A 24,762-nucleotide genomic window follows, 5' to 3' on the forward strand; every position below is an offset into this window, starting at 1 on the left:
CGCTTACTGCTGGATGATGCGGTCGAGCGTTCCGGGCGCGTACGGGCTGTTCGCGCTGAGGTACGCAGCGAACGCGTCGATGTCGAGCCCGCCGTAGTACACGTTGCCCGCCGCCAGGAACGTCGGGAACCCATCGCCGCCGCCCGCGAGGAAGTTGTTCGTCACGACGCGATACACCGTCGTGTCGACCAACGGCTCGCCGTTCAGCGTGACCGTGCCGAGCGTGGTGCCGGAGTACGTGTAGGCGAAGCCCTCGCTCACCTGCAGGATCTTCGGCTGGGCGGTGTTCGGGCCGCTCCACTGCTGCACCAGCAGCTCCTTGATCTGGGCACCGGTGAGGTCCAGCGACACGAGGTAGTTGTTGAACGGCTGCACGTTGAACGCCTCCTCGTAGGTGACGTCACCCGGCGCTTCGCCCCACGCCGACGCACTGTAGGTGAGATCGGTGCGGATCCCGCCGGGGTTCATCAGCGCGATCTGCGGTGCGGCGTACGGCCCGATGACGCTCGGGTCGGCCAGCTGGGCGTCGGCGATCAGATCTCCGAGCGCCGACTCGCCGCCCGCGTTGGGCACGCGGTTGATGTCCGACGCGATCGAACCGATCACCTCGCTCGCGATCGGCGCGACCAGTTCCTTGTACTTTGCGATCAGATCGGTCTCGGCCGGGTCCTTGTCCACGTTGCGCGTCACGAGCATGTTCTCGCTCGTGACAGACGTGCGCACGATGTCCTGCGTGCGGCGGTCGTACGAGAGATTCGTCTCGGTGTACAGGCGCCCGAACGAGGAGGCGGACGTGACCATGCGGCTCTGGCCCGCGGGGTCCGGGATGTTGCAGACGTACGGCGCGTGGGTGTGCCCCGACACGATCAGGTCGATCGCCGGATCGAGGTTCTGAGCGATGGGGATGATCGGGCTGTTCGCCGCGATCTCCGCCCCGTTGCCGCAGGCCGCGTTGTAGGCGGCGCTCGACGGAGGTGTGCCGCCCTGGTGGATCAGCACGACGATCGCGTTCACGCCTTGGGCCCGGAGCACCGGCACCAGGGCGTTCGCGGTTTCCACCTCGTCCTTGAAGTCCAGGCCGGCCACACCGGAAGCGGTGACGATGTCGGGGGTCTCCTCGAGCGTCATGCCGATGAAGCCGATCTTGGCTCCTCGCACATTCTCGATGGAGTACGCGGGGAGGATCGTCTCGTTCGTCCCGTCGTAGACGACGTTCGCCGCGAGGAAGTCGAAATCGGCCCCGGCGAAGGAGCCGTCCGGGCACGAGTTCTGGTTGTTCGCGCCGTCGCCGTCGTCGATGCAGCCGCCGTTCGCCATGCGCAGCAGCTCGACATAGCCCTCGTCGAACTCGTGGTTGCCGACGGCCGAGACGTCGAGGTGGAGCGCATTGAGCGCCTCGATCGACGGTTCGTCGTGGAAGGCGCCGGACAGCAGCGGCGAGGCCCCGATGAGGTCGCCTGCCGCGACGGTGAGGGAGGTCTTCTCGTGCCCCTCCCGCGCCTGCGCGAGGTGGGTCGCGAGGTATTCGACGCCGCCGACCCCGGGAGGGGCGAGAGTGTCGGTGGTCACGCCGCCGGGCAGGTTCAGCCGGCCGCTGGAGCCAGCGGGGGGCTCGAGGTTGCCGTGGAAGTCGTTGAACGACAGCAGCTGGATCTCGATCTCCGGGCCGTTCGGCTTGTTCTTCTCGCCCGGAGCGGCGCTGGCGGCTCCGGGACCGGCCAGTGCGAGCGCCACGGCAGTCGCGGCGATGACCGCTCCTCCAGTCAGGCGCGAGATGGATGTCGTGCGCGTGTGCACAGGGCCCTCCCCTTCTCTGGCGGACGCCTCCGCCCGCCGTATGCACGCGTCCTCGTGGGCGCGATCAGGATGAACCTAATACAGAGCACGCGGGTGCGACAGAGCCGGTGCCAGGATGCCGTGCACCTGTTAACGGAGACGTCACGGCGAAGTCGCCGAATCGCACGGGCGCGCAGAGCTATCGAGCCATGGCGAACCTCTTGCACTACATAAATAGTACCTTTACACTACGTTCGTAGTAGGCGTGATGAATCAGGCGCCCACGACGGGGACGGAGGGACGACATGCCGACAGCACTCGTCACCGGAACGAGGCGCGGGATCGGAAGAGCGGTCGCCCGTCGGCTCGCGGGGTCGGGATGGACGGTCTTCGCGGGGGTCCGCGACCTCGCCGATTGGAACGACGTCACGGTGGCGGACGAGCACATCACCCCCGTCAGCCTCGATGTCACCGACCAGACACGTATCGACGCCCTCGCCGACGCCCTGCCCGAACGTGTGGACGCGCTCGTCAACAACGCCGCGTTCGCCGCTCTGGGACCGATCGAGACGCTCACCACAGCGGATCTTCGGCGACAGTTCGAGGTCAACGTCGTGGGCACGGTCGCCGTCACCCGGGCGGTGCTCCCCCGACTGCGCGCCGCAGCGGGCAGGATCGTCTTCGTCTCGTCGGTCGGCAGTCGGTCTGTTATCCCCATGGAGGGCGCCTACTGCGCCTCGAAGTGCGCCGTGGAGGGGATCGCCGATGCTCTCCGGGTGGAACTGCGCCCCTGGAACATCGCCGTGTCCGTCGTCGAACCCGGGCCTACCGACACCGAGACCTGGCGCGAGGTCGACACCATGATCGACGACATGGAGACCCGGATGTCGCCGCGGGATCGCGACCTCTACGCGCGGCACGTCGTCGGGCTGCGGAACAACATTGCGCGAATGGGATCCGTTGCGGCACCACCCGACGCCGTCGTTCGCGCCATAGAACATGCGTTGACCGTGCGGCGGCCACGCGCGCGCTATGTGGTCGGGGCTCCGGCACGGGCGATGGTCGCCATGCACGCACTTCTTCCGACCCGCACCGGAGACGCGATCGGCGCCCGCATCGCGGGTCTGACGTGAGCCACTGAGCCCCGCCGACGCGATGGCGCTCTGCGCCCAGCCGTCGCCTATGGTCAGAACATGGCTTCAACGAGAGATCGCGCTCTGGAAGCCGCGGTCGCGCTCGTGGGTGAGCAGGGCATAAGGGCGTTGACACACGCCCGGGTCGACGAGCGCGCCGGGCTGCCAAGGGGATCGACCTCGAACTGGTTCCGCACGCGTGACGCACTCATCGCCGGGGTCGTGACGTGGCTCGCCGAGAGCGAGCGAGCCGATTTCGGCTCGGACGCGAGGCCCTCGATCGAGACGCCCGAGCAGCTCGTCGACGCGCTCAGCGGTGCGATCGCGCTGCAGACCGGGCCACTCGCCTCGCGGACGAAGACGCGGTACGCGATCTTCCTCGAGTGCGCCGGTGATGCCGAGCTGCTGGCCCCCCTGCTCGCTCAGCGTCGGGTCTTCGTGGACTGGACCATCGCCCTGCTGACAGCCGTCGGCGCGCGCTCTCCCCGGGATGCGGCCCGCACGCTGATGGCGACCGGCGAGGGACTCGTCCTCCATCGCATGACCGTGGATCCGGATGCCGAGATCCGGCCCGTCATCGAGCGCGCCGTGCGCGCCGCGCTCGACTGAGGCAGGCCCGCGCCTGCCCGGCGGCGTCACACCACGACGTAGCGCAGGAAGACGAATCCGTCCTCGTCCGTCATGACTCCGGCGAGCGCGAACCGGCGATCGGACTCGGCCGCACCCTGTGCGATGCGTCCCGCGTCGCCGCTCACGAATCGGGGTGCCACGGTGAGGCAGACCTCATCGACCAGGCCGGCGTCGAGCAGCGCACCGAAGAGGTGCGGTCCGCCCTCGCACAGCACCTGATTCCATCCCCGGCGGGCGAAGGCGTCGAGCGCGGCGACGAGATCGACCGACGCCGCGCCGCACGGCAGCACCTCGGCCACCGCTGCGAAGAGATCGCCGCGGGCGTCGGCGGCGGCATCCGTCGTGACGATCAGCGGGCGCCCCGCCGCCTCGGCGAACACGGAATCGTCGGGCTCGAGGTGCAGGCCGCCGCTGACCACGGCGAGGGCCGGCTGATCGGCGAGGCCGTGCGCACGCCGCCACTCGACGTGGCCGGCGTCGACCTGCAGTCCTCCGTAGCCCTCGGCGCGCACGGTCCCGGCGCCGACCACCACGACGTCGGCCATCGCGCGCAGCACCTGCATGAGCATGCGATCGGTGTCGCCGCCGAGGGCGCCGCTCTGCCCCCCGAGCGTGACGGCGCCGTCGGCGCTCGAGACGAAGTTCATGCGCACCCGCGGCTCGGTTCGGTCGGGCAGCTCATATGCGTCGAAGAGCTGATGGCGGGTCGGCATCAGGCGTTCCCTTCGGCGCGGGCGTTGTGCAGTTCGAGAACCGGCTCGCGCCAGCCCAGGATCGCCTCGACCATGCGCATCGCGTCGACGGTCTCGCGCACGTTGTGGGCGCGGACGATCCGGGCGCCGTGGAGCACGCAGTACACCGCCGCGGCGAGCGAACCCGAGAGGCGGTCGCCGCGGTCACGACCAAGCGTCTCGCCGACGAAGTCCTTGTTCGAGAGAGCGACGAGGAGCGTGGATCCCAGCGCGGTCAGCTCGTCGAGCCGCCGCGTCAGCTCGAGCGAATGACGCGTGCTCTTGTTGAGGTCGTGGCCCGGATCGAGCACGATCCGCGCGTCGGGCACGCCGCGTTCGCGCGCGAGCTCGCGCCGGTCGGCCAGGAAGCCGGCGATGTCGCCGATCACGTCGTCATACCGAGGCAGCGGATGCGGGGTCCGGGGCGCGGCAAGGCTGTGGGCGATGACGACGCCCGCACCGCCCTCCGCGATGACGTCGGCCATCGCCGGGTCGTGCAGGCCCGTCGTGTCGTTGATGATCGCGGCACCGGCCTCGATGGCGGCGCGTGCCACCTCGGGCTGGAACGTGTCGACGCTCACGCGCGCGATCGGCGCCAGCTCGCGCACCACGGGCACGACGCGTGCGATCTCCTCCTCGACCGGCACCGGGGGTCCGGGCGCGAACTTCACCCCGCCGACGTCGACGATCTCCGCTCCCGCCTCGGCGGCGGCGACACCGGCTGCCACCGCGGCGTCGAGGGCGAAAGTCGCACCGCGGTCGTAGAAGGAGTCCGGCGTGCGGTTCACGATCGCCATGACCGCGACGTGCCGCGCGAGGTCGAGATGGCCGCCGGGAAGATCGAGCCCTCCCGTGAGCAGCGCGGCGGCCGAATCGGGAGCGAGGGTCACGGAAGAAGGCTACTCAGTGGCACGTCCGCATTCCGCAGGCGCTCCGCGTCGAGCCGCTCGCCCGATCGGATCAGCGCCTGCACGGTCTCGTTCACGTCCCAGATGTTGACGTTCATACCCGCGACCACGCGACCCCTGCCTGTGGAATCGGGGGCGTCGACCCAGAACGCGATGAACTCCCGGCCCGCGAGATCCCCGCGGACGACGAGCTCGGCATCCGTCATGAGCGGCGCGTAGCCGGACAGCTCCATGCCGAGGTCGAACTGATCCGTGTAGAAGTACGGGATGTCGTCGAAGGATGCCGGCTTGCCGAGCATCGACCGCGCCGCGACCTTGCCGGCGTTCAGCGCATTCGCCCAATGCTCGTTGCGCAGATGCCGCTGCAGCACCGGGTGGAACGGGTTGGCGACGTCCCCCGCCGCGTACACGTCGGGTGCGCTGGTGCGCAGTGCCGCATCGGTGAGGACGCCGTTCAGGATGTCGAGGCCGGCCGCCTCGGCGAGCGCGGTGTCGGGTGCGGCGCCGACGCCGACCAGCACCAGGTCTGCGGGAAGCGTCTCACCGTCGACGACGACGCCTTCCGCTCGGTCGGATCCGGCGATGCGCTCCACCGCGACCGACGTGCGCAGGTCCACGCCGTGCTCCAGGTGCAGACCCCGGAAGACCTCCCCCATCTCGGGACCGAGCGCGGCCGCGAGCGGCACGTCGTCGCGCTCGAGGATCGCCACGTCGTTGCCGAAGCCACGCGCGGTGGCGGCGACCTCCATGCCGATCCACCCCGCACCGATGACCACCAGCCGCCGGCCCCCGTCGCGCAGCTGCGCGGCGAGCGCGTCCGAGTCGTCGAGGCGACGCAGCGTCACGACGCCGGGCAGCTCGTGGCCGGGCAGCGGGATCATGCGCGGCGTCGCACCGGTCGCCAGCAGCACGGCGTCGTAGCCCAGTCGTGTCCCGTCCTCGAGCTCCGCCGTGTGAGCGGCGGCGTCGAGCGCACGCACGGCTACGCCGGCGATCAGCCGGATGCCCCGCTCGGCGTACCACTCGGCGGGGTGCAGGATGACGGCATCCGTCCCCTCGCTCCCCGCGAGGTACCCCTTCGACAGCGGGGGTCGCTGGTAGGGCGGATGCGGCTCTGCGGCGACGACCGTGATGTCGCCGTCGAAGCCCTCGTCGCGCAGGGCCTCGGCCGCCGTACCGCCGGCAAGGCCCCCTCCGATGATCAGCATGTGGCTCATGACGGCTCCTCTCGTCGACGTGCGGGCGTCAGGGGAAGCGCGCGGACGGCAGACGTCACCTCGATCCATCGCGCAACAGCGAACGGCTCGCCTTGCCCTGACGCTACCCTTCCTCGCCTCCGCAGTGGCCGCTCGAGGTTCGAGATCCGCCGCACCGGCGCGTGGACTAATTCGGGGCCGCGTCGCAGATATCCAGACGCCGCATGGATTCCGCCGACATAATGAGGGCATGACCGCACCGCGCATCCTCGTCGTGGACGACGAACCGAACATTCGCGATCTGCTGATCACGAGCCTGCGATTCGCCGGATTCCAGGTACGGGCCGTCTCCAACGGCGCTCAGACGATCTCGGCCGTCCTCGAAGAGGAACCGGACCTCATCATCCTCGACGTGATGCTGCCCGACATGAACGGGTTCAGCGTCACCAAGCGCCTCCGCGGCGCCGGCTACACGGCGCCCATCCTCTTCCTGACCGCGAAGGACGAGACCGAGGACAAGATCACCGGCCTCAACGCCGGCGGTGACGACTACGTCACCAAGCCCTTCAGCCTCGACGAGATCGTGGCCCGCATCCAGGCGATCCTGCGCCGCACGATGCAGGCGGACGAGGAGTCCGTGATCCGCGCGGGCGAGATCACGATGGACCAGGACACGCACGACGTGCAGGTCGGCGAGGCCTCCATCGACCTCAGCCCCACCGAGTTCAAGCTGCTGCGCTACCTCATGCTCAACCCCAACCGCGTGCTGTCGAAGGCGCAGATCCTGGACCACGTCTGGGAGTACGACTTCAACGGCGACGCCGGCATCGTCGAGAGCTACATCTCGTACCTCCGCCGCAAGATCGATCCGCACTCGTCGGAGCCGCTCATCCAGACCAAGCGCGGCTTCGGCTACATGCTGAAGGCCGGCAAGACCGCCTAGCGGCGGCGAGCAAGGGGGACGATCTGGCGCAGAAGCCCGACGCGATCACCCGGTGGTGGCGCGGCACGAGTCTGCGCGCGAAGGTCACCGGGGTCACTGTCGCGCTCCTCGCGGTCGGCCTCATCGCCGCCGGCGTCGGCACGGCGGCGTTCCTGCGCAACTCGCTGATCGACGGCGTCGACACGCAGGTGGACTCGCTCGCCCGCACGGATGCGGCAGGCCCACTGATGGATCTGAGCGCCAACGAGGGGAATCTCGAGGCCGAGCCGATCACGAACGCGCCGCCGACGGATTATTTCGTCGCGGTCTACGAACCGACCCACGGCAAGCTGCTCGAGACCGCGGGAGGGCGAGGCGGCCCGGAGCCGGCGTTCCCTTCGGCGTTCCCCCTGGACGTCGCGCAGTCGCAGGAGCTGCGGATCGCGACGCTATCCTCCGAGGACGGCGACACGGAATTCCGCGCAACCGTCACGGTGCAGGAACTGGCCAACACAGGACTGCTCTACACGCAGATGGTCGCCGTCCCCCTCGCCACCGTGAACCGCACGATCGCCTCGTACATCGGCATCTACAGCATCCTCGCCATTCTGATCCTCGTGGGCGGGGCGGTGGCCACCCGCTACCTCGTCACCCTCACCTTCCGCAGCCTCGGCCAGGTCGAATCGACGGCCGACGCGATCGCCGCGGGCGATTTCAGCCTGCGCATGACCGACATCGAGCCCACGACGACCGAGGTCGGGCGCCTCAAGACCGCCATCAACGCGATGCTCGACCGCGTCGACGCCGCCATCACGCAGCGCGATGCGACCGTGCGGCAGATGCGTCGGTTCATCGGCGACGCCAGCCATGAGCTGCGCACCCCGCTGGTGACCGTGCGCGGCTATGCCGAGCTGTACCGCATGGGAGCCGTGCGCGGCGACGAGGACGTCGCGCAGTCCATGGAGCGCATCGAGAAGGAGGCGATCCGCATGGGGCTGCTGGTCGAGGACCTGCTTGCCCTCGCGCGCCTCGACGAGCGCCGCGACGTCGTCATCGGTCCGGTCGACCTGCGCCCCGTCGCCCGCGATGCCGCACTCGACGTCCGTGCGGCCTCCCCCGCACGCCCGGTCACCGTCATCGACACCACGGTCGAGCATCCTGCGCGGCCGGTCGAGGAGGAAGCGGCAGGCGTCGCCGACGAGAAGCGGCGCACCGGAAGCACTTCGGCGATCTCCCGGGCCGGCGCGACGCTGTCGCTGCTGCGACGGCGTCCGAAGCCCGTGCCGGCGACCGGAGCGGCGGCATCCGCCCTGCCCCCGCTGCTGCCGGATGCCGACGGCACCGCCCCTGCGGACGGGCTTCCGCCCATCGTGCTCGGGGACGAGAACCGGATCCGCCAGGTCGTGACGAACCTCCTCGGCAACGCGCGACGGTTCACCGCCGACGACTCGCCCATCGAGCTGCGCGTCGGGACGGACGCGCGCTCCCGCATGGGCTGGATCGAGATCGTCGACCACGGCGAGGGCGTGCCGGATCAGATCAAGGACAAGATCTTCCAGCGCTTCTGGCGGGCCGACACGTCGCGAACGCGTGAGACGGGCGGCTCCGGGCTCGGTCTGTCTATCGTGGCATCGATCGTGGAGGCGCTGCACGGCTCGGTCGACGTCGTCGACACCCCAGGCGGCGGCGCGACGTTCCGCGTCGCGTTCCCGCTGGCCGACGCCCGCGCCGCTGCGGAGCACCTCGACGTCCTGACCCAGCCGATGCCGCGCCTGGCCGACGCGTCGGAGTGACGCGCCTCCTCCCCCGCCGGCGATTCCGCGCCTCCGTCCCCAGATGACGACGGATGCCGTTTCCCGCGCATCCCAGACCCCTAGCGTGGCGTGCACCGCGGGTTCGGCATCCGGCCGCCGCACGTTGATCAGGAGTCCCGAATGGCCGTCTTCACCGTCGACAGCGACAGCATCCTCACCTCGACCGCCACGGTGCGCGGCACGATCGACCGGCTGCAGGCGGAGTCGAACGCGATGCTCTCACAGCTGACCCAGCTGCAGTCCTCGTGGACCGGCTCTGCCTCTGCGGCATTCGCGGGTGTCGTCGAGCAGTGGCGCGCCACGCAGCGCCAGGTCGAGGAGTCCCTCGCCAGCATCAACGCGTCGCTCGCCGCCGCCGGCCGCCAGTACGCCGACACCGAACTGGCGACGACGAGCCTGTTCCGCTGATCTTGTTCCGCTGAACCCCCCCGAACGCAGAACGGCCCCTCCGCGAGGAGGGGCCGTTCTGTGAACGCGTTACGCGAGGGGCGGGATCAGAAGTCCATGCCGCCGGTCGGGTCGCCGGCCGGAGCCGAGACCTTCTCCGGCTTGTCGGCGACGACGGCCTCGGTCGTGAGGAAGAGGCCGGCGATCGACGCAGCGTTCTGCAGCGCCGAACGGGTCACCTTGGCGGGGTCGATGATGCCCTGTGCGAACAGGTCACCGTACTCGCCCGTGGCGGCGTTGAGGCCGTGGCCCGCGGGGAGCTCCGACACCTTGTTCGCCACGACGCCCGGCTCGAGACCGGCGTTGAGGGCGATCTGCTTCAGCGGGGCCTCGATCGCGACACGCACGATGTTGGCACCGGTCGCCTCGTCACCGGTCAGCTCGAGGGCGTCGAGCGCCTTCCGGCCGGACTGGATGAGGGCGACACCACCACCGGGGACGATGCCCTCCTCGACGGCCGCCTTCGCGTTGCGAACGGCGTCCTCGATGCGGTGCTTGCGCTCCTTGAGCTCGACCTCGGTGGCCGCGCCCGCCTTGATGACGGCGACGCCACCCGCGAGCTTGGCGAGGCGCTCCTGAAGCTTCTCGCGGTCGTAGTCGCTGTCGGTGTTCTCGATCTCGCGACGGATCTGCGTGACGCGACCTTCGAGCTGTCCGGGGTCGCCGGCACCCTCGATGATCGTGGTCTCGTCCTTGGTGACGATGACCTTGCGCGCACGGCCGAGCAGGTCGAGGGTGGCGTTCTCGAGCTTGAGACCGACCTCCTCGGTGATGACCTGGCCGCCGGTGAGGATCGCGATGTCCTGCAGCTGCGCCTTGCGACGGTCGCCGAAGCCGGGAGCCTTGACGGCGACCGACTTGAAGATGCCGCGGATCTTGTTGAGCACGAGGGTCGCGAGAGCCTCACCCTCGACGTCCTCGGCGATGATGACGAGCTCCTTGCCGTCCTGGATCACCTTGTCGACGACGGGCAGAAGGTCCTTGATGTTCGAGATCTTCTGGTTCGCGATGAGGATGTACGGGTCCTCGAAGACCGCCTCCTGGCGCTCCGGGTCCGTGACGAAGTAGGGGTTGATGTAGCCCTTGTCGAACCGCATGCCCTCGGTGAGCTCGAGCTCGGTGCCGAACGTCTGCGACTCCTCGACGGTGACGACGCCTTCCTTGCCCACCTTGTCGATGGCCTCGGCGATCAGCGCGCCGATCTCCGGGTCAGCGGCCGAGATCGATGCCGTGGCAGCGATCTGCTCCTTGGACTCGACCTCCTTGGCGGACTCGAGCAGCTCGGCGGTGATGGCGGCGACGGCCTTCTCGATGCCCTTCTTGAGCGAGATGGGGTCGGCGCCGGCTGCGACGTTGCGCAGGCCCTCGCGCACGAGCGCCTGGGCGAGAACGGTCGCGGTGGTCGTGCCGTCACCGGCGACGTCGTCGGTCTTCTTGGCGACCTCCTTGACGAGCTCCGCACCGATCTTCTCGTACGGGTCGTCCAGCTCGATCTCCTTGGCGATGGAGACACCGTCGTTCGTGATCGTGGGTGCGCCCCACTTCTTCTCGAGCACGACGTTGCGACCGCGCGGGCCGAGCGTCACCTTGACGGCGTCGGCCAGGATGTTGAGGCCGCGCTCGAGGCCGCGGCGGGCCTCCTCGTCGAAAGCGATGATCTTTGCCATGTGTGTGTCGTCCCTCCGGAACGTTGGCTTTGGGTATTAGCACTCAACAAACACGAGTGCTAAATCATTCTGGCACTCGACCCTATCGAGTGCAAGCCGCGGTGACGGATGCCGACATACGAGGAGACGGGATGCCTCGCGGCATCCCGTCTCCTGGGTCATGTCAGCGCCGGGCGCTGGGTCGGCTGGTCAGACGACGCGCACCGACTCCGCCTGAGGGCCTTTCTGGCCGGAGCCGACCGTGAACTCCACGGTCTGACCCTCTTCGAGCACGCGGAAGCCCGACATGTCGATGTTCGAGTAGTGGACGAAGACGTCCTGGCCGTCGGCGACGGTGATGAAGCCGAATCCCTTCTCGGCGTTGAACCATTTGACGGTGCCCTGGGTCATGCGAATCTCCTGTAGCCGACGGTGCAGGGCTTCATCGTATGCAGGCGAAAACTCGGCCTCGGCGCGATTCGTCACTTGTTGACACGCAGGAATACAAGTGTTTACCGGCGCGAAACACGACGCCCGGCGATCAGGGAGTGGGTGCGGGCGTCTGCCCCGCGGCGGTGCGGTCTAGGCCGATCACGACCGTCAGCTGAGGGACATCGGGCGAGGTGGCCGGATAGGCCTCGCTCTGCTCGATCTCCGCGCCGCCGATGACGCCGGCGAGGCCGGCCGCAGCCGCTTCGTCGGCAGGATCCACGTAGAAGACGGTGGTCGTCGGGAAGTCCTGCGAGCCCGCTTCACCCGCCGTCACCTTCTCGTCGGCCCATCCGGCGCCGACGACGACGTCCTTCATCTGCGTGGCCAGTCCCTGCTCGGGAGTCGCGTTGAGGATCATGACGTCGTAGTTCACGTCGACGACCGGCGTGACCTCGGGGAGGGGCGCCACCGTGGGAGTCGGCGTCGGCACGAGCTCGATGCGGCCGGACGCCAGCAGCGTCCCGAAGATCCCGATGACGATGAGCACGACGGTGGCCAGCGCCGCCCACAGCAGCACGACCCAGCCGCGCATCCGCGGGTTCTCCGCCCGGTGGGCGCCCACGCGGTCCGTCTCCGGCACATCGTCGAAACGATCCCGAGGGAAACTGGTGGTCGGCACCCGTCGATGCTACCCGGCGAACGCCGGGCGTTCCGTCTGCGACAGCCGGTCCGGGCCCGAACCGCGACTCAGCGCGCGTCGGCGGCGCGGGCGGCGCGCTCGTGGAGGCGGACCTCACGCAGCCGGCGCAGCCGCTTGACGAGCATCGGATCGTGCTCCTGCGCCTCGGTCGTGTCGATGAGCCGCCCGAGGAGTTGGTAGTACCGTGCCGGCGAGATCCCCAGCTCGGCGCGGATCGCCTCCTCCTTGGCTCCCGCGTGCCGGCGCCATTCGACCTCGAATTCGAGGATGGCGCGGTCGCGGTCGGTCAGAGGCACGCGTCCACGCTAGCCCGCGGCATCCGTCTCTCCGGTGCGCCACGCGCGCCAGTGCACGAACGAGCCGAGCGGATCCACCGCGGCGAGCGCCTCGCCGTCGCGGCCGAGCACGAAGCCGCCCCACGCGTCGGGGTCCACGGGCGACCGCCACCCCTCGTGCAGGGCCGGCGGATCGATCGTGATCCACACCGCGTCCAGTCGCCGCACGGCCTCGATGAGGCGCTCGCGTCCGGCACGCGGGATGTGCGGGAGCACGCCCGGGGTCGTCACGACGAGCGTCGCGCCGGCCGGCGCGGCCCCGGCGGCGGCGTGCAGCACGTCCGGGTCGGACGCGTCACCCGCCCGCAGCAGTGGTGGGTCCGCCGCGGCGATGTCGAGGGCTGCGGCGATGCGGTCGGCTCGCCCGGCCTCTCCCGGCCACACGAGGCTCGTGAGGAAACGGCGATCGCCGGCGTCGGCGGCGTCTAGCGGATCGAGGTCGATCCCGCCGCGCCACACCAGCTCCGGCATGCGCAGGGGCGGATCGCCGGTGATCTCGCATTCCAGCACCACCGTCGATTGACCGCCGGCAGGATCCAGCGCCACGACGCCGCCACCGCTGCGGTAGCGGTACGAGTAGCGGTCCGGATAGAGGCACAGTCCCGCGCTCGCGCCGACCTCCAGCAGCGCGATCGGCCCGAGGATCGTCGCCAGCGCGGGGAGCAGGACGGCACACCGCATCGGCTCGTTGGTCTGCAGGCGCCGCACGGATGCCTCGGCCACGGTCTGGTCGGCGTGAGCTCGCAGCCACGCGGCCCACGCCGCGAAGTCCGCCTCGGGCGCGCCGAGCATGCGCGTGACCGCGAAGACGAGCGGCGGCTGCCGGCGCGTGGCCGGGATGCGCGCGAGGATCGCGGCGACCTCCGGGTCGGCGGCCACACCGCCGGCCCAGCCCGCGTAGAGCTCCGAGCGCCCGGGGGCCTCGTCGCGGGCGAAGCGCGCGTACCGCTCCACGACCGCCGCGGTCTCGGCATCCGGGTCCTGGATCATCCCGCCATCCTCCCCCACGGTCCTGCTCTCCGGGGTTTGGGGCGCCCGGTGAACGTTCGGGGCGCACGCGACGCGCCCCGAACGTTCCTGGCGCGCCCCGAACCCCTCCACCCGACGACCCGCTGCCCCACCGGCTGGGGTTGAATGGAACCTGGAATACACGGGCCGGATGCTGTGCCCAGGAGGAGACCATGAACTACGCCGTCGACAAGAGCGACGCCCAGTGGCGCGAAGACCTGACCGCCGAGCAGTACGCGGTCCTGCGCGAAGCCGGCACCGAGCGGCCGTGGACCGGTGAGCTGCTCGACGAGGGCCGCGCCGGCCTGTACACGTGCGCGGCGTGCGGCGCCGAGCTGTTCCAGAGCGGCACGAAGTTCGACTCGCACTGCGGGTGGCCGAGCTTCTACGAGTCGATCCGTCCCGACGCGGTCGAACTGATCGAGGACAGCAGTCACGGGATGGTGCGCACCGAAGTGCGCTGCGCGAACTGCGGCTCGCACCTCGGCCACGTGTTCCCCGACGGCTTCGGCACCCCGACGGGCGACCGCTACTGCATGAACTCGATCTCGCTGCAGTTCACGCCGGGCGACGACGCCGGGACCGTCTGATGCCCGGAGCACTGGAGGCTGCCCTCGCGCGCCGTTCGTGGTCGAAGGTGACCGACGAGGCGCCGACCCACGCCGAACTGCTGCAGTTCGTGGCGGCCGCGGGCCGAGTCGCCGACCACTCGTCGCTGCGGCCGTGGCGGCTCATCGAGCTGCGCGGCGAGGACCGCGAGCGACTCGGCCGCGCGATCAACAAGGGGCAGGGAGACAAGGGCGTCTCGTCGAAGCCGCTGCGCGCACCGCTGCTCGTCGCGGTGGTGGCGAGCTACCACAAGAGCCACAAGGTGCCGCGCTGGGAGCAGGAGGCCGTGGCCTCGGGCGTCGCGCACATGCTGAGCCTGCTGCTCGACGAGGCCGGCTGGGGCGTCTTCTGGCGCACCGGCCACTACACGCGTGCGAAGGCCGTCGCGAAGGCCCACGGTCTCAAGAAGAACGAGGAGCTGCTCGGCTGGCTCTACGTCGGCGGCAAGCCGCCGCGCTCCCGGCCGGAACGGCGCAAGGCCGTCGACGCCCGCGCGTTCGTCACCCGCATGCCCTGAGGCAGGCACATCGTCGCCCTGGCGCCACGTAGGCGCCCGGGAGGCGGGCGGATCGAGACGGATGCCGCGATCCGCGCTCCCTGCCGGGAGAGCGTCGGCGGCCGGGCCGAACCCGGCTCAGGCGGCGAGCTGTGCCCGGAGGCGGTCGACGTGGCCCTGCGGGTCGACGCGGTACTCGGCGGACTCCACCGTGCCGTCGGCGGCCAGCACGAAGGTCGAGCGGATGAGACCCACGCGCTCCTCGCCGCCCACGACCTTGGCGCCCCAGGCGCCCCACGCCTCGGCGACCGCGTGGTCCTCGTCCGAGAGCAGCGGGAACTCCAGCTGCTCGGCGTTCGCCCACTCCGCGAGCCGCTCGACCGGGTCGGGCGAGATGCCGACGACGGCCACGCCGGCGGCCTGGAGCGAGGCGAGGTTGTCGCGGAAGTCGCAGGCCTCGGTCGTACAGCCGGGTGTGAACGCGGCCGGGTAGAAGTACACGATCAGGCGGCGCCCGGCGAAGTCCTCCGGGCGCACGACGGCGCCGGTGGAGTCGGGAAGGGCGAAGCCGGGGTTCCGGTCGCCTTCGTGCAGGCGGATGTCGTCGGCCATGTCATTTGTCCCTTCGAGGGTCGGGGGTGATGCGGCGGTCACGACGTCGGGTGGACGCCGAACGCCATCGCAAGCTTCTCGATCTTCTGCGCCCGGCCCAGGCGAGGCAAGTCGCTGCCGTCGCGGATGACGCGGCCCCGGCCCTCGAAGTCGGCCAGGAAGTCCAGTGCCCACTCCACCTCGCTCGGGGTCGGGCAGATCACCTCGTTGATGACGGGCGCCTGCTCGGCGGCCAGGCACAGCTTGCCGGTCATGCCCATCGAGACGGTGATCGCGGAGTGCTCGCGCAGCGTCGGCATGCTGTTGCCGACGGTGGGGCCGTCGATGGGGCCGGGAAGGTCTCCCACGCGACTGGCGACGACCAGGCGGGCGCGCGGGTAGGCCATGGCCTCGGCATCCGCGCTCATGCCGGTGTCGCGCCGGAAGTCTCCGCTGCCGAACGCGAGCCGGAACGCGCCGCGCGCGCGGGCGATGTGCGCGGCATCCTCCACGCCCAGTGCTGACTCGATCAGCGCCACCACGGGCACGCTGGCGCGCAGGCGGTCGAACGAGCTTGTGACCTGGTCGGGCGACTCGGTCTTGGCGAGCATGATGCCCAGCAGCCCGGGCGCGCCGACGAGCGCAGCCAGATCGTCGGCCCAGAAGGGGCTCGCCGCGTCGTTCACTCGCACCCACGCGCGGCCGCCGGCGGTAAGCCAGTCGACCACGTCCTGACGGGCCTGCGACTTGTTGCTCGGATCGACCGCGTCCTCGATGTCGAGGACCACTGCGTCGGCACGCGAGGCCGCCATGTCGTGGAACGAGTCGGGGCGCGTTCCGGGCACGAGCAGCCAGGAGCGGGCGATCGACGGGTCTACGGCGCGATGGGGCCCCGGACGGGTCGAGATCAGGGTGCGCAGATCCTCCTCGGGATCGAGCACCTCTGCACCGTTGCCATAGGGATCTGCCGACATCTCACTCTTCTTCCGTGCTTCGGGTCTCGCGCGGCCCGGGCCGTCGGGGTCTCGGCCACGCGGGGCGCGACGGGCGGCCGGCCGGATTCTCCGGTCGACCGCGTCGGGTGCGCGCTCGCGGGGGTTCCACACGGAGCACGACGCCTCGGTGCGGCTGACGACGCCGGGGGTCCGACGGTCGCGCCGCCATCCATTCCATCATCTTCTCGAGCGCGACAGCGCATGTGACGGCGGCAGGGACCCGCGGAAGCGCCGGACGGGTGCGTCGTGCGTCCGCGGGGAGAGCCGCCGATTCTTCCGCGGGGAGCGCTGCCCGTTCGGGCCGCAGCGTCAGCGCCGCGGCCGCGGCATCCCTCGCCAGGGCACGGCCGCCACGACGACCGATAGGATCGCGAGCGTCGACATCAGCAGCGACACCCCGAGCGCCGGCCCGCCCGCCGCGGGCCAGATCGCATCGATCAGGACCGACGTGACCACCTGCCCCACGACGGTGCCGAGGCCGAGCAGGAGCACCCCCGTGAAGGGCACGAGGGCGGCGGCGAGGAAGATGTACGCCACCCCGATCACGCCGCCGAGGTACAGCCACGGATCCGCCGGGTACGACGTCGGCGCGCCCGCGACCGCCGCGTGGATGAGCTCGGCGACACCGAGCACCGCCGTGCCGCCGATGAAGTTGACGAGCGTCGCGGTCAGCGGTGTGCCGACACGCTGACGCAGCCGCCCGTTGACCGCAGACTGCCAGGCGATGCCCGCCCCGACGAGGAACGGCAGCACGACGAGCACGGGCGGCGCGTCCACGCCCCCGGCCAGCGACACGCCGGCGGCGAGCATCGCGAGGGCGCCGCCCAGGAGCCGCGCCGGCGTCACCGCGACGATGCCGGCGGGACCCACGCCCGCGCGGTCGAGCAGCAGGCCGCTCACCGTCTGCCCGGCGACCGTTCCCACGGTGAACAGCGCGACGCCGATGATGGCGACGGAAAGCGACTGGGTCGCGACCGACAGCGCGCCGGCGACGCCGCCGCACAGCATCCAGATCGGGAGGCGGCGCCCGCGGACTCCGGTGACCAGCGCGGCGAATCCTCTGCGCCCCTGCGGCAGCGCCGCCGAGAGCACGAGGACCACGATCAGGCCGGAACCGAACGAGATCACGGCCGCGGCGAACCCGTCGCCGATGCGGACGCCGAGCTGGCCGTTGATGCGGGCCTGCGCCGCGGTGAGGATGCCGATGAGCGCGGCGCCGCCGAGGCCGATCCAGACGGGCGGGCGGGATGCGGTCACCCGATCCATCTTGCCCGCTGCCGGTTCGTGGAGCCGACTACGGGACTTGAACCCGTAACCCCCGTATTACAAGTACGGTGCGCTACCAATTGCGCCAAGTCGGCAGAGCGCCCAGTCTAGCGGCGCCCGCGCGGGCACCCGATCAGGGGGCCGTCGTCGGCGTCGGCGTGGGAGTCGGCGTGGCCTTGTAGTACGCGTCGCTCGCGACGGTGAGCACGAACTGGGCGAACTCCTTGGGGTCGTCGAGCTTGCCCACGTACTGGGTGCCGTTGACGAGCACCATCGGCGTGCCGGTGAGGGTTGCACCGTCTGTGTCAGGCAGCTCCTGCAGGGCACGCTCGGTGGCGGTCTTCGCCCACGAGGCGTACGACTGGTCCTCGATGCACGCGCGCACGACCTTGGGCCCGTCCAGGCCGGTCGCGATGGCGAGCGCGGCGAGCTCGCTGTCGCTGTAGCCGTCGGAGTCGACCTCGGGCTGCTGGCGAAGGAGCGCGTCGTTGAATGCGAAGAAGTAATCGGGCGCGTGCTGCGCGACGCATGCCGCGGCGCCGGCGGCGCGCAGCGAGTACTTGGTGCCGTTCGACTTCGCCGTCAGCATCGCCACCGGGTAGTAGGTCAGAGTCGCAGCGCCGTCGCCGACCCACTCCGACAGCTGCTTCGTGTTCGCGAGCTGGAAGTCGCGCGAGCCGGTCGAGAGGTAGTCGACGTAGACACGGATCTCGACGGCGGGGGCCTCGGTGGGGCTGGCGGTCGGTGTCGGCTCGGGCTCGGGGGTCGGGCTCGGTGTGGCCGCCTCGCCCTCGAGCGAGCCGTTCGAGTCGGGGTCTACGGAGTCGACGCCGCCGCCCCTGACATCGCTCACCACGAAGCCGTCGTTCACGACGTTCGCGGGGCTCATCATCGGCTTCGACGCGCTCGACGACACGGTCCACGTCACCACGACGGCGATGACGGCGACGAACGCGACCGCGACCACCGCGAGCGAAGTGCGCCGGATCAGACGCGCCCGCGACTGTCGCACCTTCACCTGCTGTGCCTTCTCACGCACGGCGTCGCGGCGCTCGCTGGACGCGGCGTTCTGTGACTCGTCGCTCGACATGGAACCTCTCGGGGCGGAAATCAGCCGGCATCCGGCGGGGCCGAACGGGAAAACGGCCGTCCACGATGCTAGTCAGCCACCCTGGGAAATGCCCAGACGCAACCTCCGTGCGCGCCGTGTCATACTGTTCGTGCGCCCGATGAAGGGCGTGCGGGAAAGCCCCCGCTCATTCCATCACTACGGATCGTCCGGCACGTACCTGCCGGTGAAGGAGAAGAGAACATGGCGTCCGTCACGTTTGACAACGCAACTCGTCTGTACCCCGGGGGCACTCGCCCCGCTGTGGACAAGCTCAACCTCGAGGTCGCCGATGGCGAGTTCCTGGTTCTCGTCGGCCCCTCGGGCTGCGGCAAGTCCACGTCGCTGCGCATGCTGGCCGGCCTCGAAGAGGTCAACTCGGGCCGCATCCTGATCGGCGACCGTGACGTCACCGACGTCCCCCCGAAGGACCGCGACATCGCGATGGTCTTCCAGAACTACGCGCTGTACCCGCACATGACCGTCGCCGAGAACATGGGCTTCGCGCTCAAGATCGCCGGCGTCGGCAAGGAGGAGCGCGCCGCTCGCGTGCTCGAGGCCGCGAAGCTCCTCGACCTCGAGGAGTACCTGACCCGCAAGCCGAAGGCCCTCTCGGGTGGTCAGCGTCAGCGCGTCGCCATGGGCCGCGCCATCGTCCGCCAGCCGCAGGTGTTCCTCATGGACGAGCCGCTGTCGAACCTCGACGCCAAGCTCCGCGTCCAGACGCGTACGCAGATCGCGTCGCTGCAGCGCCGCCTCGGCGTCACCACCGTCTACGTGACGCACGACCAGACCGAGGCCCTCACCATGGGCGACCGCATCGCGGTCCTCAAGGACGGCCTCCTGCAGCAGGTCGGCACCCCGCGCGACCTGTACGAGAAGCCCAACAACGTGTTCGTCGCCGGCTTCATCGGCTCGCCTGCCATGAACCTGTTCCCGGCGCACCTCGCCGAGGGCGGCGTCCAGTTCGGTGACACGGTCGTGGGCATCGAAGCCGACACGCTGGGCAAGGCGCACGGCTCCGACGTCACGATCGGCGTTCGTCCGGAAGACATCCAGGTCGCCCCGGCCGACGGCAAGGGCCTCACGGTCACGGTCGACCTCGTCGAGGAGCTCGGCGCCGACGGCTACCTCTACGGACACGCCGACGTCAACGGCAAGCGCACCGACATCGTCGCGCGCGTCGACGGACGCCGTCACCCGATCGCGGGCGACAAGGTCGCGCTGGCTCCGGTCCCCGGACACGTCCACGTCTTCGACATCGAGTCGGGCGAGCGCCTCACGGACCGGGCGATCGCCGCGGCGTAACACCGTTTCGCATATCGCGACGGCGCGGGTGGGAGCAATTCCCCCGCGCCGTCGCTGTCTTCTCCGGAGGGAACGTGCCTGACGCCCTGAACATCACGGCCAGCAGCGTGGATCCCGGGCTGCTGACGCTGCCCTGGTCGACACCGCTCGGCGACTGGCCGTCGCAGCACATCGTGTTCCTCCCGAAGGGCATCTCACGCCACCTGGTGCGTTTCGCCAATCTCTCTGGCCGCGTCGTCGCCATCAAGGAGACGACGCAGGCGATGGCGCAGCGCGAGTACGACATGCTCGGCAACCTCGCGCGTCTGGACGTCCCCTGCGTCGAGCGGGTCGCGGTGATCGCCGGACGCACGGATGCCGCGGGCGAGCCGCTGCCGGCCGCGCTGGTGACCGCGCACCTGAAGTTCTCACTCCCCTACCGGGCCCTGTTCACGCAGGTGCTGCGGCCCGACACCGCCACGCGCCTCGTGGATGCGCTCGCCCTGCTGCTGGTGCGTCTGCACAACGTCGGCTTCTTCTGGGGCGACGTCTCGCTGTCGAACACGCTGTTCCGCCGCGACGCCGGCGCCTTCGCCGCCTACCTCGTCGACGCCGAGACGGGCGAGCTGCACGAGAGCGGTCTGACGCCCGGTCAGCGCGCGCACGACCTCGACGTGGCCCGCACGAACATCGCGGGCGAGATCATGGATCTCGAGGCGGGCGGGCGCCTCGAGGGCGGCGTCGACGCCATCGCGGTCGCCGACGGCATCGTGTCGGCGTACCACGCGCTGTGGGCGGCGCTCACCGACGAGGAGAGCTTCCGCGCCGACGAGGCCTGGCGCCTGACCGAGCGCGTGCAGCGGCTCAACGACCTCGGGTTCGACATCGGCGAGATGTCGATCCAGGCCACGGCCGACGGCGCCAGGGTCTCGATCCAGCCCAAGGTCGTCGACGCGGGACACCACCAGCGGCGGCTGCTGCGCCTGACAGGCCTCGACGTCGAGGAGAACCAGGCCCGCCGCCTGCTCAACGACCTCGACGAGTTCCGCGCGCGCATCTCGCGCCTGGGCGACGACGAGGAGATGGTCGCCCACGAGTGGCTCACGCGCGTCTTCGAGCCGGTCGTCAAGGCGATCCCGTGGGACCTGCGATCCAAGCTCGAGCCCGCCGAGGTGTTCCACCAGCTGCTCGAGCACCGCTGGTACCTGTCGCAGGCCAAGGGGAAGTCGGTGCCTCTCGCCGAGTCGCTCACGAGCTACATCGACAACGTGCTGCGTCACCGCCGCGACGAGGCGACGCTGATGGGCCCGCCGACAGAGACGGTGTCGCTGTCGGTCATCACGTCGCCGACCCCCGTCGTCGACGACGACGAGGCCGACATCGACTGGCGCGACCTGGTCTGACGCGCCCCAGAACAGCGCGAGAGGCAGGTCCCGCCGAGCGGCGACCTGCCTCTCCGCGATCAGCGCTCAGTAGCCGACGGTGAACCGCTTGCGGGGGTGCTGCGGCTTCTCGATCTCGTCGACGATGGCGACCGCGAGGTCTTCGCCCGAGATGTACGACTCTCCCTCGGCGTCGGTCACGATGACGTCGCCGCCGGTGCGGTACGAGCCGGTGCGCTCGCCGGGGTTGTAGGCGCCGAACCCGCCGGCGGGGTGGATGTAGAACCAGTCGAGCGACTCCGGCCCCGCCTGCAGGTCTTCGAGGATGCCGATCGCCTCGAGGGCCTCTGCCTTGTACTCCTCGCTGAACGACGGCAGGTCCACGACCCGCTGCCCGTCCTCGGTGACCAGGCTGCCGCCGGCGCCGCCGATGACGCCCAGCCGGACGCCCTCGGGCAGGAGCGAGGCGAGCGCGGCGATGTTGGGGCGCACGAGACCCTGCATGTCGCCGCGCGGCGCGACGGCCGACACGACGACGTCGACGCCCTCGAGCTGGGCGAGCAGGTCGGGCACGTCCGTGAGCGAGCCCTCGATGTACACCGCGCCCGGCTGGCGCTCGCTCGGGACGCGGCGCGCGATCGCGAGGACGCTGTGGCCGCGATTCACCGCCTCGGCGACGATGTGTCGTCCGGCGTAGCCGGAGCCTCCGATGACGGCGATGCGTGCCATGTTGTGCCTTTCGATCTGTCGTACCGCCGAACGCTCGCCGGCTCTGGGTGGGACAAGCGCGTCACGGGGCGGTTCATTCCAGTGAATGCGTCATGCGGCGACTCAGGCGGGCGGAGCCGTCCGGAGAGTCGCGACCTGATAGAGGGCGACGGATGCCGCGATGCCCGCGTTGAGCGACTCGGTGCTCGACGAGATCGGGATCGAGACGATCTGGTCGCAGGTCTCGGTGACCAGCCGCGAGAGGCCTTTGCCCTCGGAGCCGACGACGATCACGACCGGGCGATCGGCGAGCTGGAGCTCGGGGAGGGAGACCTCTCCCCCGCCGTCGAGCCCGAGCACGAACACGCCCTGCTTCTTGAAGTCCTTGAGCATCGCGGTGAGGTTGGCGGCGATCGCGACGGGGATGCGTGCCGCCGCGCCGGCGCTCGTCTTCCACGCGGCCGAGTTGACGCTCGCCGAGCGTCGCTGCGGCACGATGACGGCGTGGCCGCCGAACGCCGCGGTCGAACGCAGGATGGCCCCGAGGTTGCGGGGGTCTGTGATGCCGTCGAGCGCGACGAACAGCGGCGTCTGGCCCTTCTCGATGACCTGCTCCAGCAGGTCCTGCGGGTGGGCGTACTCGTACGGCGGCACCTTGAGGGCGACGCCCTGGTGCACACCGTCGAAGCCGGCCATGCGGTCCAGCTCGGGCCGCGTGACCTCGAGCACCGGGATCTCCCGGTGAGTGGCGATCGCCAGCATCTCCTTGACGCGGTCGTCCATCTCGACGCGCTGCGCGATGTAGAACGCGGTCGCCGGGATCTTCGCCCGCAGCGCCTCGAGCACCGAGTTGCGCCCGGTGACGGTCTCGGTGTCATCGTCCTTCTTGCCGGGCCGTGACGACCGGGGAGCCGGCTGCCCGGGCTTGCCGGTGCCGCCCGCGGCGGCGTACCGCTCGGCGGCCGCCTTGCGCTTGCCGGCGGGGTGCCACGCGCGGTCCTCGGCCTTGGGCGTCGGCCCCCGGCCGGCGAGCGACCGCTTGTTCTTGCCGCCCGTGCCCTTGGTGGGGCCCTTCTTGTTGCCCTTGCTCGCGCCGGGGCGTCCTGGCTTGGCCATCAGTTCTCCTTCATGCGGGGCGCCGCCCCGTCAGTTTCTCTCCGCGGGGCGAGGCGTGTCGGCGACACTCCAATGCGTCCCGTCGGGTCCGTCTTCGAGGGCGATGCCGGCCGCCGCGATCGCATCGCGGATGCGGTCGGCCGCCGCCCAGTCCTTCGCCGCGCGCGCGTCGGCGCGCTGCGCGATCATCGTCTGCACGAGGGCGTCGAGAGCGGCTGCCTCGGCTGAGACGTCCGTCGAACGCCAGTGCGGGTCGAGGGGGTCGATGCCGAGCACCCCGGTCATCACGGCGACGTCGGCGAACGCGCGCAGCGCGCCGGCCCGGTCGCCGGCGTCCAGCGCCGTGTTGCCGTCGCGCACGGCCTCGTGCAGCACGGCGAGCGCCTGGGGCACGCCGAGGTCGTCGTCGAGCGCTGCCGCGAACGCGGCCGGGACGGCGGCATCCACCCGCACATCCTCGGTGCCCCGAAGCGTCCGGATCGCGCGCTCGAGGAACGTGCGGATGCGGTCGAGCGCCGCCTCGGCCTCGTCGAACGTCGAGCCGGTGATGTCGAGGCTCGAGCGATAGTGGGCCGCAGCGAGCGCGTAGCGCACGACGAGCGGGTCGCGTTCGCGCAGCACGTCCTCGGCGAGGACGAAGTTGAACAGCGACTTCGACATCTTCTGCGCGCCGACGGTCACGAGTCCGTTGTGCACCCAGTAGCGCGCGAAGCCGTCGCCGGCGGCCGTCGACTGGGCCAGCTCGTTCTCGTGGTGCGGGAAGCGCAGGTCGAGGCCGCCGCCGTGGATGTCGAACTCGCTGCCGAGGTAGCGCCGCGCCATCGCGGAGCACTCGATGTGCCAGCCGGGGCGTCCGGCACCCCAGGGCGAGTCCCACGTCGCCGATGCGGGCTCGTCGGCCTTGGCGCCCTTCCACAGCGCGAAGTCCCGGGGGTCGCGCTTGCCGCGCGGGTCCGCGTCCGCGGCGGGCTCCATCGCGTCGAGGCTCTGCCGTGTGAGCGAGCCGTACGAATCCCATGACCGGACGTCGAAGTACACGTCGCCGGCGGCATCCGCGGCCTCCGAGCCTGTCGAAGGCGCGGCGTAGGCGTGCCCCGCGTCGATCAGCCGCGCGATCAGCTCCTGCATCTGCGGGATCGAGGCGGTCGCGCGCGGCTCGTATGTGGGAGGGAGGATGCCGATGGCCGTGTACGCGCGCGTGAACTCCAGCTCCATGCGGTAGGCGAGCGCCCACCACGGCTCGCCGTCGCTCGCGTTCGCGAGCACCTTGTCGTCGATGTCGGTCACGTTGCGGACGAACGTGACGCGGCCATAGCGGTGGGTGAGCCAGCGCCGCAGGATGTCGAAGCTCAACGCGCCGCGGAGATGCCCGATGTGGGGACCCGACTGCACGGTCGGACCGCAGACGTAGATCGTGACGTTTCCGGGGTCGAGGGGCACGAAGTCGCGCAGGGTCTGCGCCTTGGTGTCATACAACTGAACCGTCACCGCACCAGCCTACCGGCGGGTGCCACGGCGGCCCCTGG

Annotated in this window: 25 protein-coding genes and 1 tRNA gene; 9 read left to right on the forward strand and 17 right to left on the reverse strand. The window is 70.4% G+C overall.

Going from position 1 to position 24,762, the window contains the following annotated elements; translation table 11 throughout:
- Positions 1-3 precede the first annotated feature (3 nt).
- Positions 4-1,797, reverse strand: coding sequence for a bifunctional metallophosphatase/5'-nucleotidase (locus MRBLWS13_RS06240; RefSeq protein ID WP_349428156.1), 1,794 nt, complete (start codon positions 1,795-1,797; stop codon positions 4-6).
- A 284-nt stretch (positions 1,798-2,081) separates the two neighbouring features.
- Here MRBLWS13_RS06240 and MRBLWS13_RS06245 point away from each other — a divergent pair, with 284 nt between their 5' ends.
- The gene (locus tag MRBLWS13_RS06245; RefSeq protein WP_349428157.1) at positions 2,082-2,909 is read left to right on the forward strand and encodes an SDR family oxidoreductase; all 828 of its coding nucleotides are present in this window, start codon (positions 2,082-2,084) and stop codon (positions 2,907-2,909) included.
- 60 nt (positions 2,910-2,969) lie between these two features.
- Positions 2,970-3,518, forward strand: a complete 549-nt coding sequence (locus tag MRBLWS13_RS06250; protein WP_349428158.1) for a TetR family transcriptional regulator — start codon at positions 2,970-2,972, stop codon at positions 3,516-3,518.
- Between the two features lie 26 nt (positions 3,519-3,544).
- Here the strand turns inward: MRBLWS13_RS06250 and MRBLWS13_RS06255 are convergent, their stop codons facing one another.
- From MRBLWS13_RS06255 to MRBLWS13_RS06265, 3 genes are all read right to left on the reverse strand, one after another.
- A complete protein-coding gene (locus tag MRBLWS13_RS06255) occupies positions 3,545-4,252 on the reverse strand; it encodes a pyrimidine reductase family protein (RefSeq protein WP_349428159.1) in 708 nt (235 codons plus the stop codon).
- Positions 4,252-5,067 carry a dihydropteroate synthase gene (gene folP, locus MRBLWS13_RS06260; protein ID WP_349429002.1) on the reverse strand — a complete coding sequence of 272 codons (816 nt, stop codon included), beginning with the start codon at positions 5,065-5,067 and terminating at the stop codon, positions 4,252-4,254. The genes MRBLWS13_RS06255 and folP overlap by 1 nt, the downstream gene beginning before the upstream one ends.
- 89 nt (positions 5,068-5,156) lie before the next feature.
- The gene (locus MRBLWS13_RS06265; protein WP_349428160.1) at positions 5,157-6,395 is read right to left on the reverse strand and encodes an FAD-dependent oxidoreductase; all 1,239 of its coding nucleotides are present in this window, start codon (positions 6,393-6,395) and stop codon (positions 5,157-5,159) included.
- A gap of 229 nt (positions 6,396-6,624) precedes the next feature.
- Between MRBLWS13_RS06265 and MRBLWS13_RS06270 the strand changes: the two genes are divergently transcribed.
- The 3 genes from MRBLWS13_RS06270 (at position 6,625) to MRBLWS13_RS06280 (ending at position 9,518) form a co-directional block, all read left to right on the forward strand.
- Positions 6,625-7,317: a response regulator transcription factor gene (locus tag MRBLWS13_RS06270; RefSeq protein WP_308869889.1), complete on the forward strand. Its 693-nt coding sequence runs from the start codon at positions 6,625-6,627 to the stop codon at positions 7,315-7,317.
- A gap of 188 nt (positions 7,318-7,505) precedes the next feature.
- Complete coding sequence (locus MRBLWS13_RS06275; RefSeq protein ID WP_349428161.1) at positions 7,506-9,089, forward strand: HAMP domain-containing sensor histidine kinase; 1,584 nt, start codon at positions 7,506-7,508, stop codon at positions 9,087-9,089.
- Positions 9,090-9,230: 141 nt separating this feature from the next.
- On the forward strand, positions 9,231-9,518 hold the full coding sequence (locus tag MRBLWS13_RS06280) for a WXG100 family type VII secretion target (protein ID WP_349428162.1): 288 nt from the start codon (positions 9,231-9,233) through the stop codon (positions 9,516-9,518).
- Positions 9,519-9,604: 86 nt separating this feature from the next.
- Here MRBLWS13_RS06280 and groL read toward each other — a convergent pair whose 3' ends face one another.
- From groL to MRBLWS13_RS06305, 5 genes are all read right to left on the reverse strand, one after another.
- On the reverse strand, positions 9,605-11,224 hold the full coding sequence (gene groL, locus MRBLWS13_RS06285) for a chaperonin GroEL (RefSeq protein ID WP_349428163.1): 1,620 nt from the start codon (positions 11,222-11,224) through the stop codon (positions 9,605-9,607).
- Positions 11,225-11,413: 189 nt separating this feature from the next.
- Positions 11,414-11,614, reverse strand: coding sequence for a cold-shock protein (locus tag MRBLWS13_RS06290; RefSeq protein WP_045298154.1), 201 nt, complete (start codon positions 11,612-11,614; stop codon positions 11,414-11,416).
- Between the two features lie 130 nt (positions 11,615-11,744).
- Complete coding sequence (locus MRBLWS13_RS06295) at positions 11,745-12,314, reverse strand: LytR C-terminal domain-containing protein (RefSeq protein ID WP_349428164.1); 570 nt, start codon at positions 12,312-12,314, stop codon at positions 11,745-11,747.
- Positions 12,315-12,382: 68 nt separating this feature from the next.
- Positions 12,383-12,631, reverse strand: coding sequence for a DUF3263 domain-containing protein (locus MRBLWS13_RS06300; protein ID WP_349428165.1), 249 nt, complete (start codon positions 12,629-12,631; stop codon positions 12,383-12,385).
- 9 nt (positions 12,632-12,640) lie between these two features.
- Positions 12,641-13,660 (reverse strand): DUF2332 domain-containing protein, encoded by a 1,020-nt coding sequence (locus MRBLWS13_RS06305; RefSeq protein ID WP_349428166.1) that lies wholly within the window; start codon positions 13,658-13,660, stop codon positions 12,641-12,643.
- A 191-nt stretch (positions 13,661-13,851) separates the two neighbouring features.
- Between MRBLWS13_RS06305 and msrB the strand changes: the two genes are divergently transcribed.
- Positions 13,852-14,268 (forward strand): peptide-methionine (R)-S-oxide reductase MsrB, encoded by a 417-nt coding sequence (gene msrB, locus MRBLWS13_RS06310; RefSeq protein WP_349428167.1) that lies wholly within the window; start codon positions 13,852-13,854, stop codon positions 14,266-14,268.
- Complete coding sequence (locus MRBLWS13_RS06315; protein ID WP_349428168.1) at positions 14,268-14,804, forward strand: nitroreductase family protein; 537 nt, start codon at positions 14,268-14,270, stop codon at positions 14,802-14,804. Before msrB ends, MRBLWS13_RS06315 begins: the two co-directional genes overlap by 1 nt.
- Before the next feature lie 117 nt (positions 14,805-14,921).
- Here MRBLWS13_RS06315 and bcp read toward each other — a convergent pair whose 3' ends face one another.
- The 5 genes from bcp to MRBLWS13_RS06340 all read right to left on the reverse strand — a co-directional run bounded on the left by bcp (position 14,922) and on the right by MRBLWS13_RS06340 (position 18,725).
- Positions 14,922-15,395 (reverse strand): thioredoxin-dependent thiol peroxidase, encoded by a 474-nt coding sequence (gene bcp / locus MRBLWS13_RS06320; protein WP_349428169.1) that lies wholly within the window; start codon positions 15,393-15,395, stop codon positions 14,922-14,924.
- Positions 15,396-15,433: 38 nt separating this feature from the next.
- Entirely contained in the window at positions 15,434-16,348 is a 915-nt protein-coding gene (locus MRBLWS13_RS06325) for a CoA ester lyase (protein ID WP_349428170.1), read from the reverse strand.
- A 330-nt stretch (positions 16,349-16,678) separates the two neighbouring features.
- Positions 16,679-17,626, reverse strand: a complete 948-nt coding sequence (locus tag MRBLWS13_RS06330) for a DMT family transporter (RefSeq protein ID WP_349428171.1) — start codon at positions 17,624-17,626, stop codon at positions 16,679-16,681.
- Between the two features lie 28 nt (positions 17,627-17,654).
- A tRNA-Thr gene (locus MRBLWS13_RS06335) sits at positions 17,655-17,730 on the reverse strand.
- Positions 17,731-17,768: 38 nt separating this feature from the next.
- Positions 17,769-18,725, reverse strand: a complete 957-nt coding sequence (locus MRBLWS13_RS06340) for a thioredoxin domain-containing protein (RefSeq protein ID WP_349428172.1) — start codon at positions 18,723-18,725, stop codon at positions 17,769-17,771.
- A 222-nt stretch (positions 18,726-18,947) separates the two neighbouring features.
- Here MRBLWS13_RS06340 and ugpC point away from each other — a divergent pair, with 222 nt between their 5' ends.
- The gene (gene ugpC, locus MRBLWS13_RS06345) at positions 18,948-20,051 is read left to right on the forward strand and encodes a sn-glycerol-3-phosphate ABC transporter ATP-binding protein UgpC (protein ID WP_308869902.1); all 1,104 of its coding nucleotides are present in this window, start codon (positions 18,948-18,950) and stop codon (positions 20,049-20,051) included.
- 74 nt (positions 20,052-20,125) lie between these two features.
- Entirely contained in the window at positions 20,126-21,433 is a 1,308-nt protein-coding gene (locus MRBLWS13_RS06350) for a DUF4032 domain-containing protein (protein WP_308869903.1), read from the forward strand.
- Between the two features lie 66 nt (positions 21,434-21,499).
- Here MRBLWS13_RS06350 and MRBLWS13_RS06355 read toward each other — a convergent pair whose 3' ends face one another.
- The 3 genes from MRBLWS13_RS06355 to cysS all read right to left on the reverse strand — a co-directional run bounded on the left by MRBLWS13_RS06355 (position 21,500) and on the right by cysS (position 24,724).
- On the reverse strand, positions 21,500-22,141 hold the full coding sequence (locus MRBLWS13_RS06355) for an NAD(P)H-binding protein (RefSeq protein WP_349428173.1): 642 nt from the start codon (positions 22,139-22,141) through the stop codon (positions 21,500-21,502).
- Positions 22,142-22,243: 102 nt separating this feature from the next.
- Complete coding sequence (rlmB, locus tag MRBLWS13_RS06360; RefSeq protein WP_349428174.1) at positions 22,244-23,236, reverse strand: 23S rRNA (guanosine(2251)-2'-O)-methyltransferase RlmB; 993 nt, start codon at positions 23,234-23,236, stop codon at positions 22,244-22,246.
- Between the two features lie 30 nt (positions 23,237-23,266).
- Positions 23,267-24,724 (reverse strand): cysteine--tRNA ligase, encoded by a 1,458-nt coding sequence (cysS, locus tag MRBLWS13_RS06365; RefSeq protein ID WP_349428175.1) that lies wholly within the window; start codon positions 24,722-24,724, stop codon positions 23,267-23,269.
- Positions 24,725-24,762: the final 38 nt, after the last annotated feature.

Origin of the sequence: Microbacterium sp. LWS13-1.2, from assembly GCF_040144835.1 — a bacterium.
Lineage (GTDB): Bacteria > Actinomycetota > Actinomycetes > Actinomycetales > Microbacteriaceae > Microbacterium.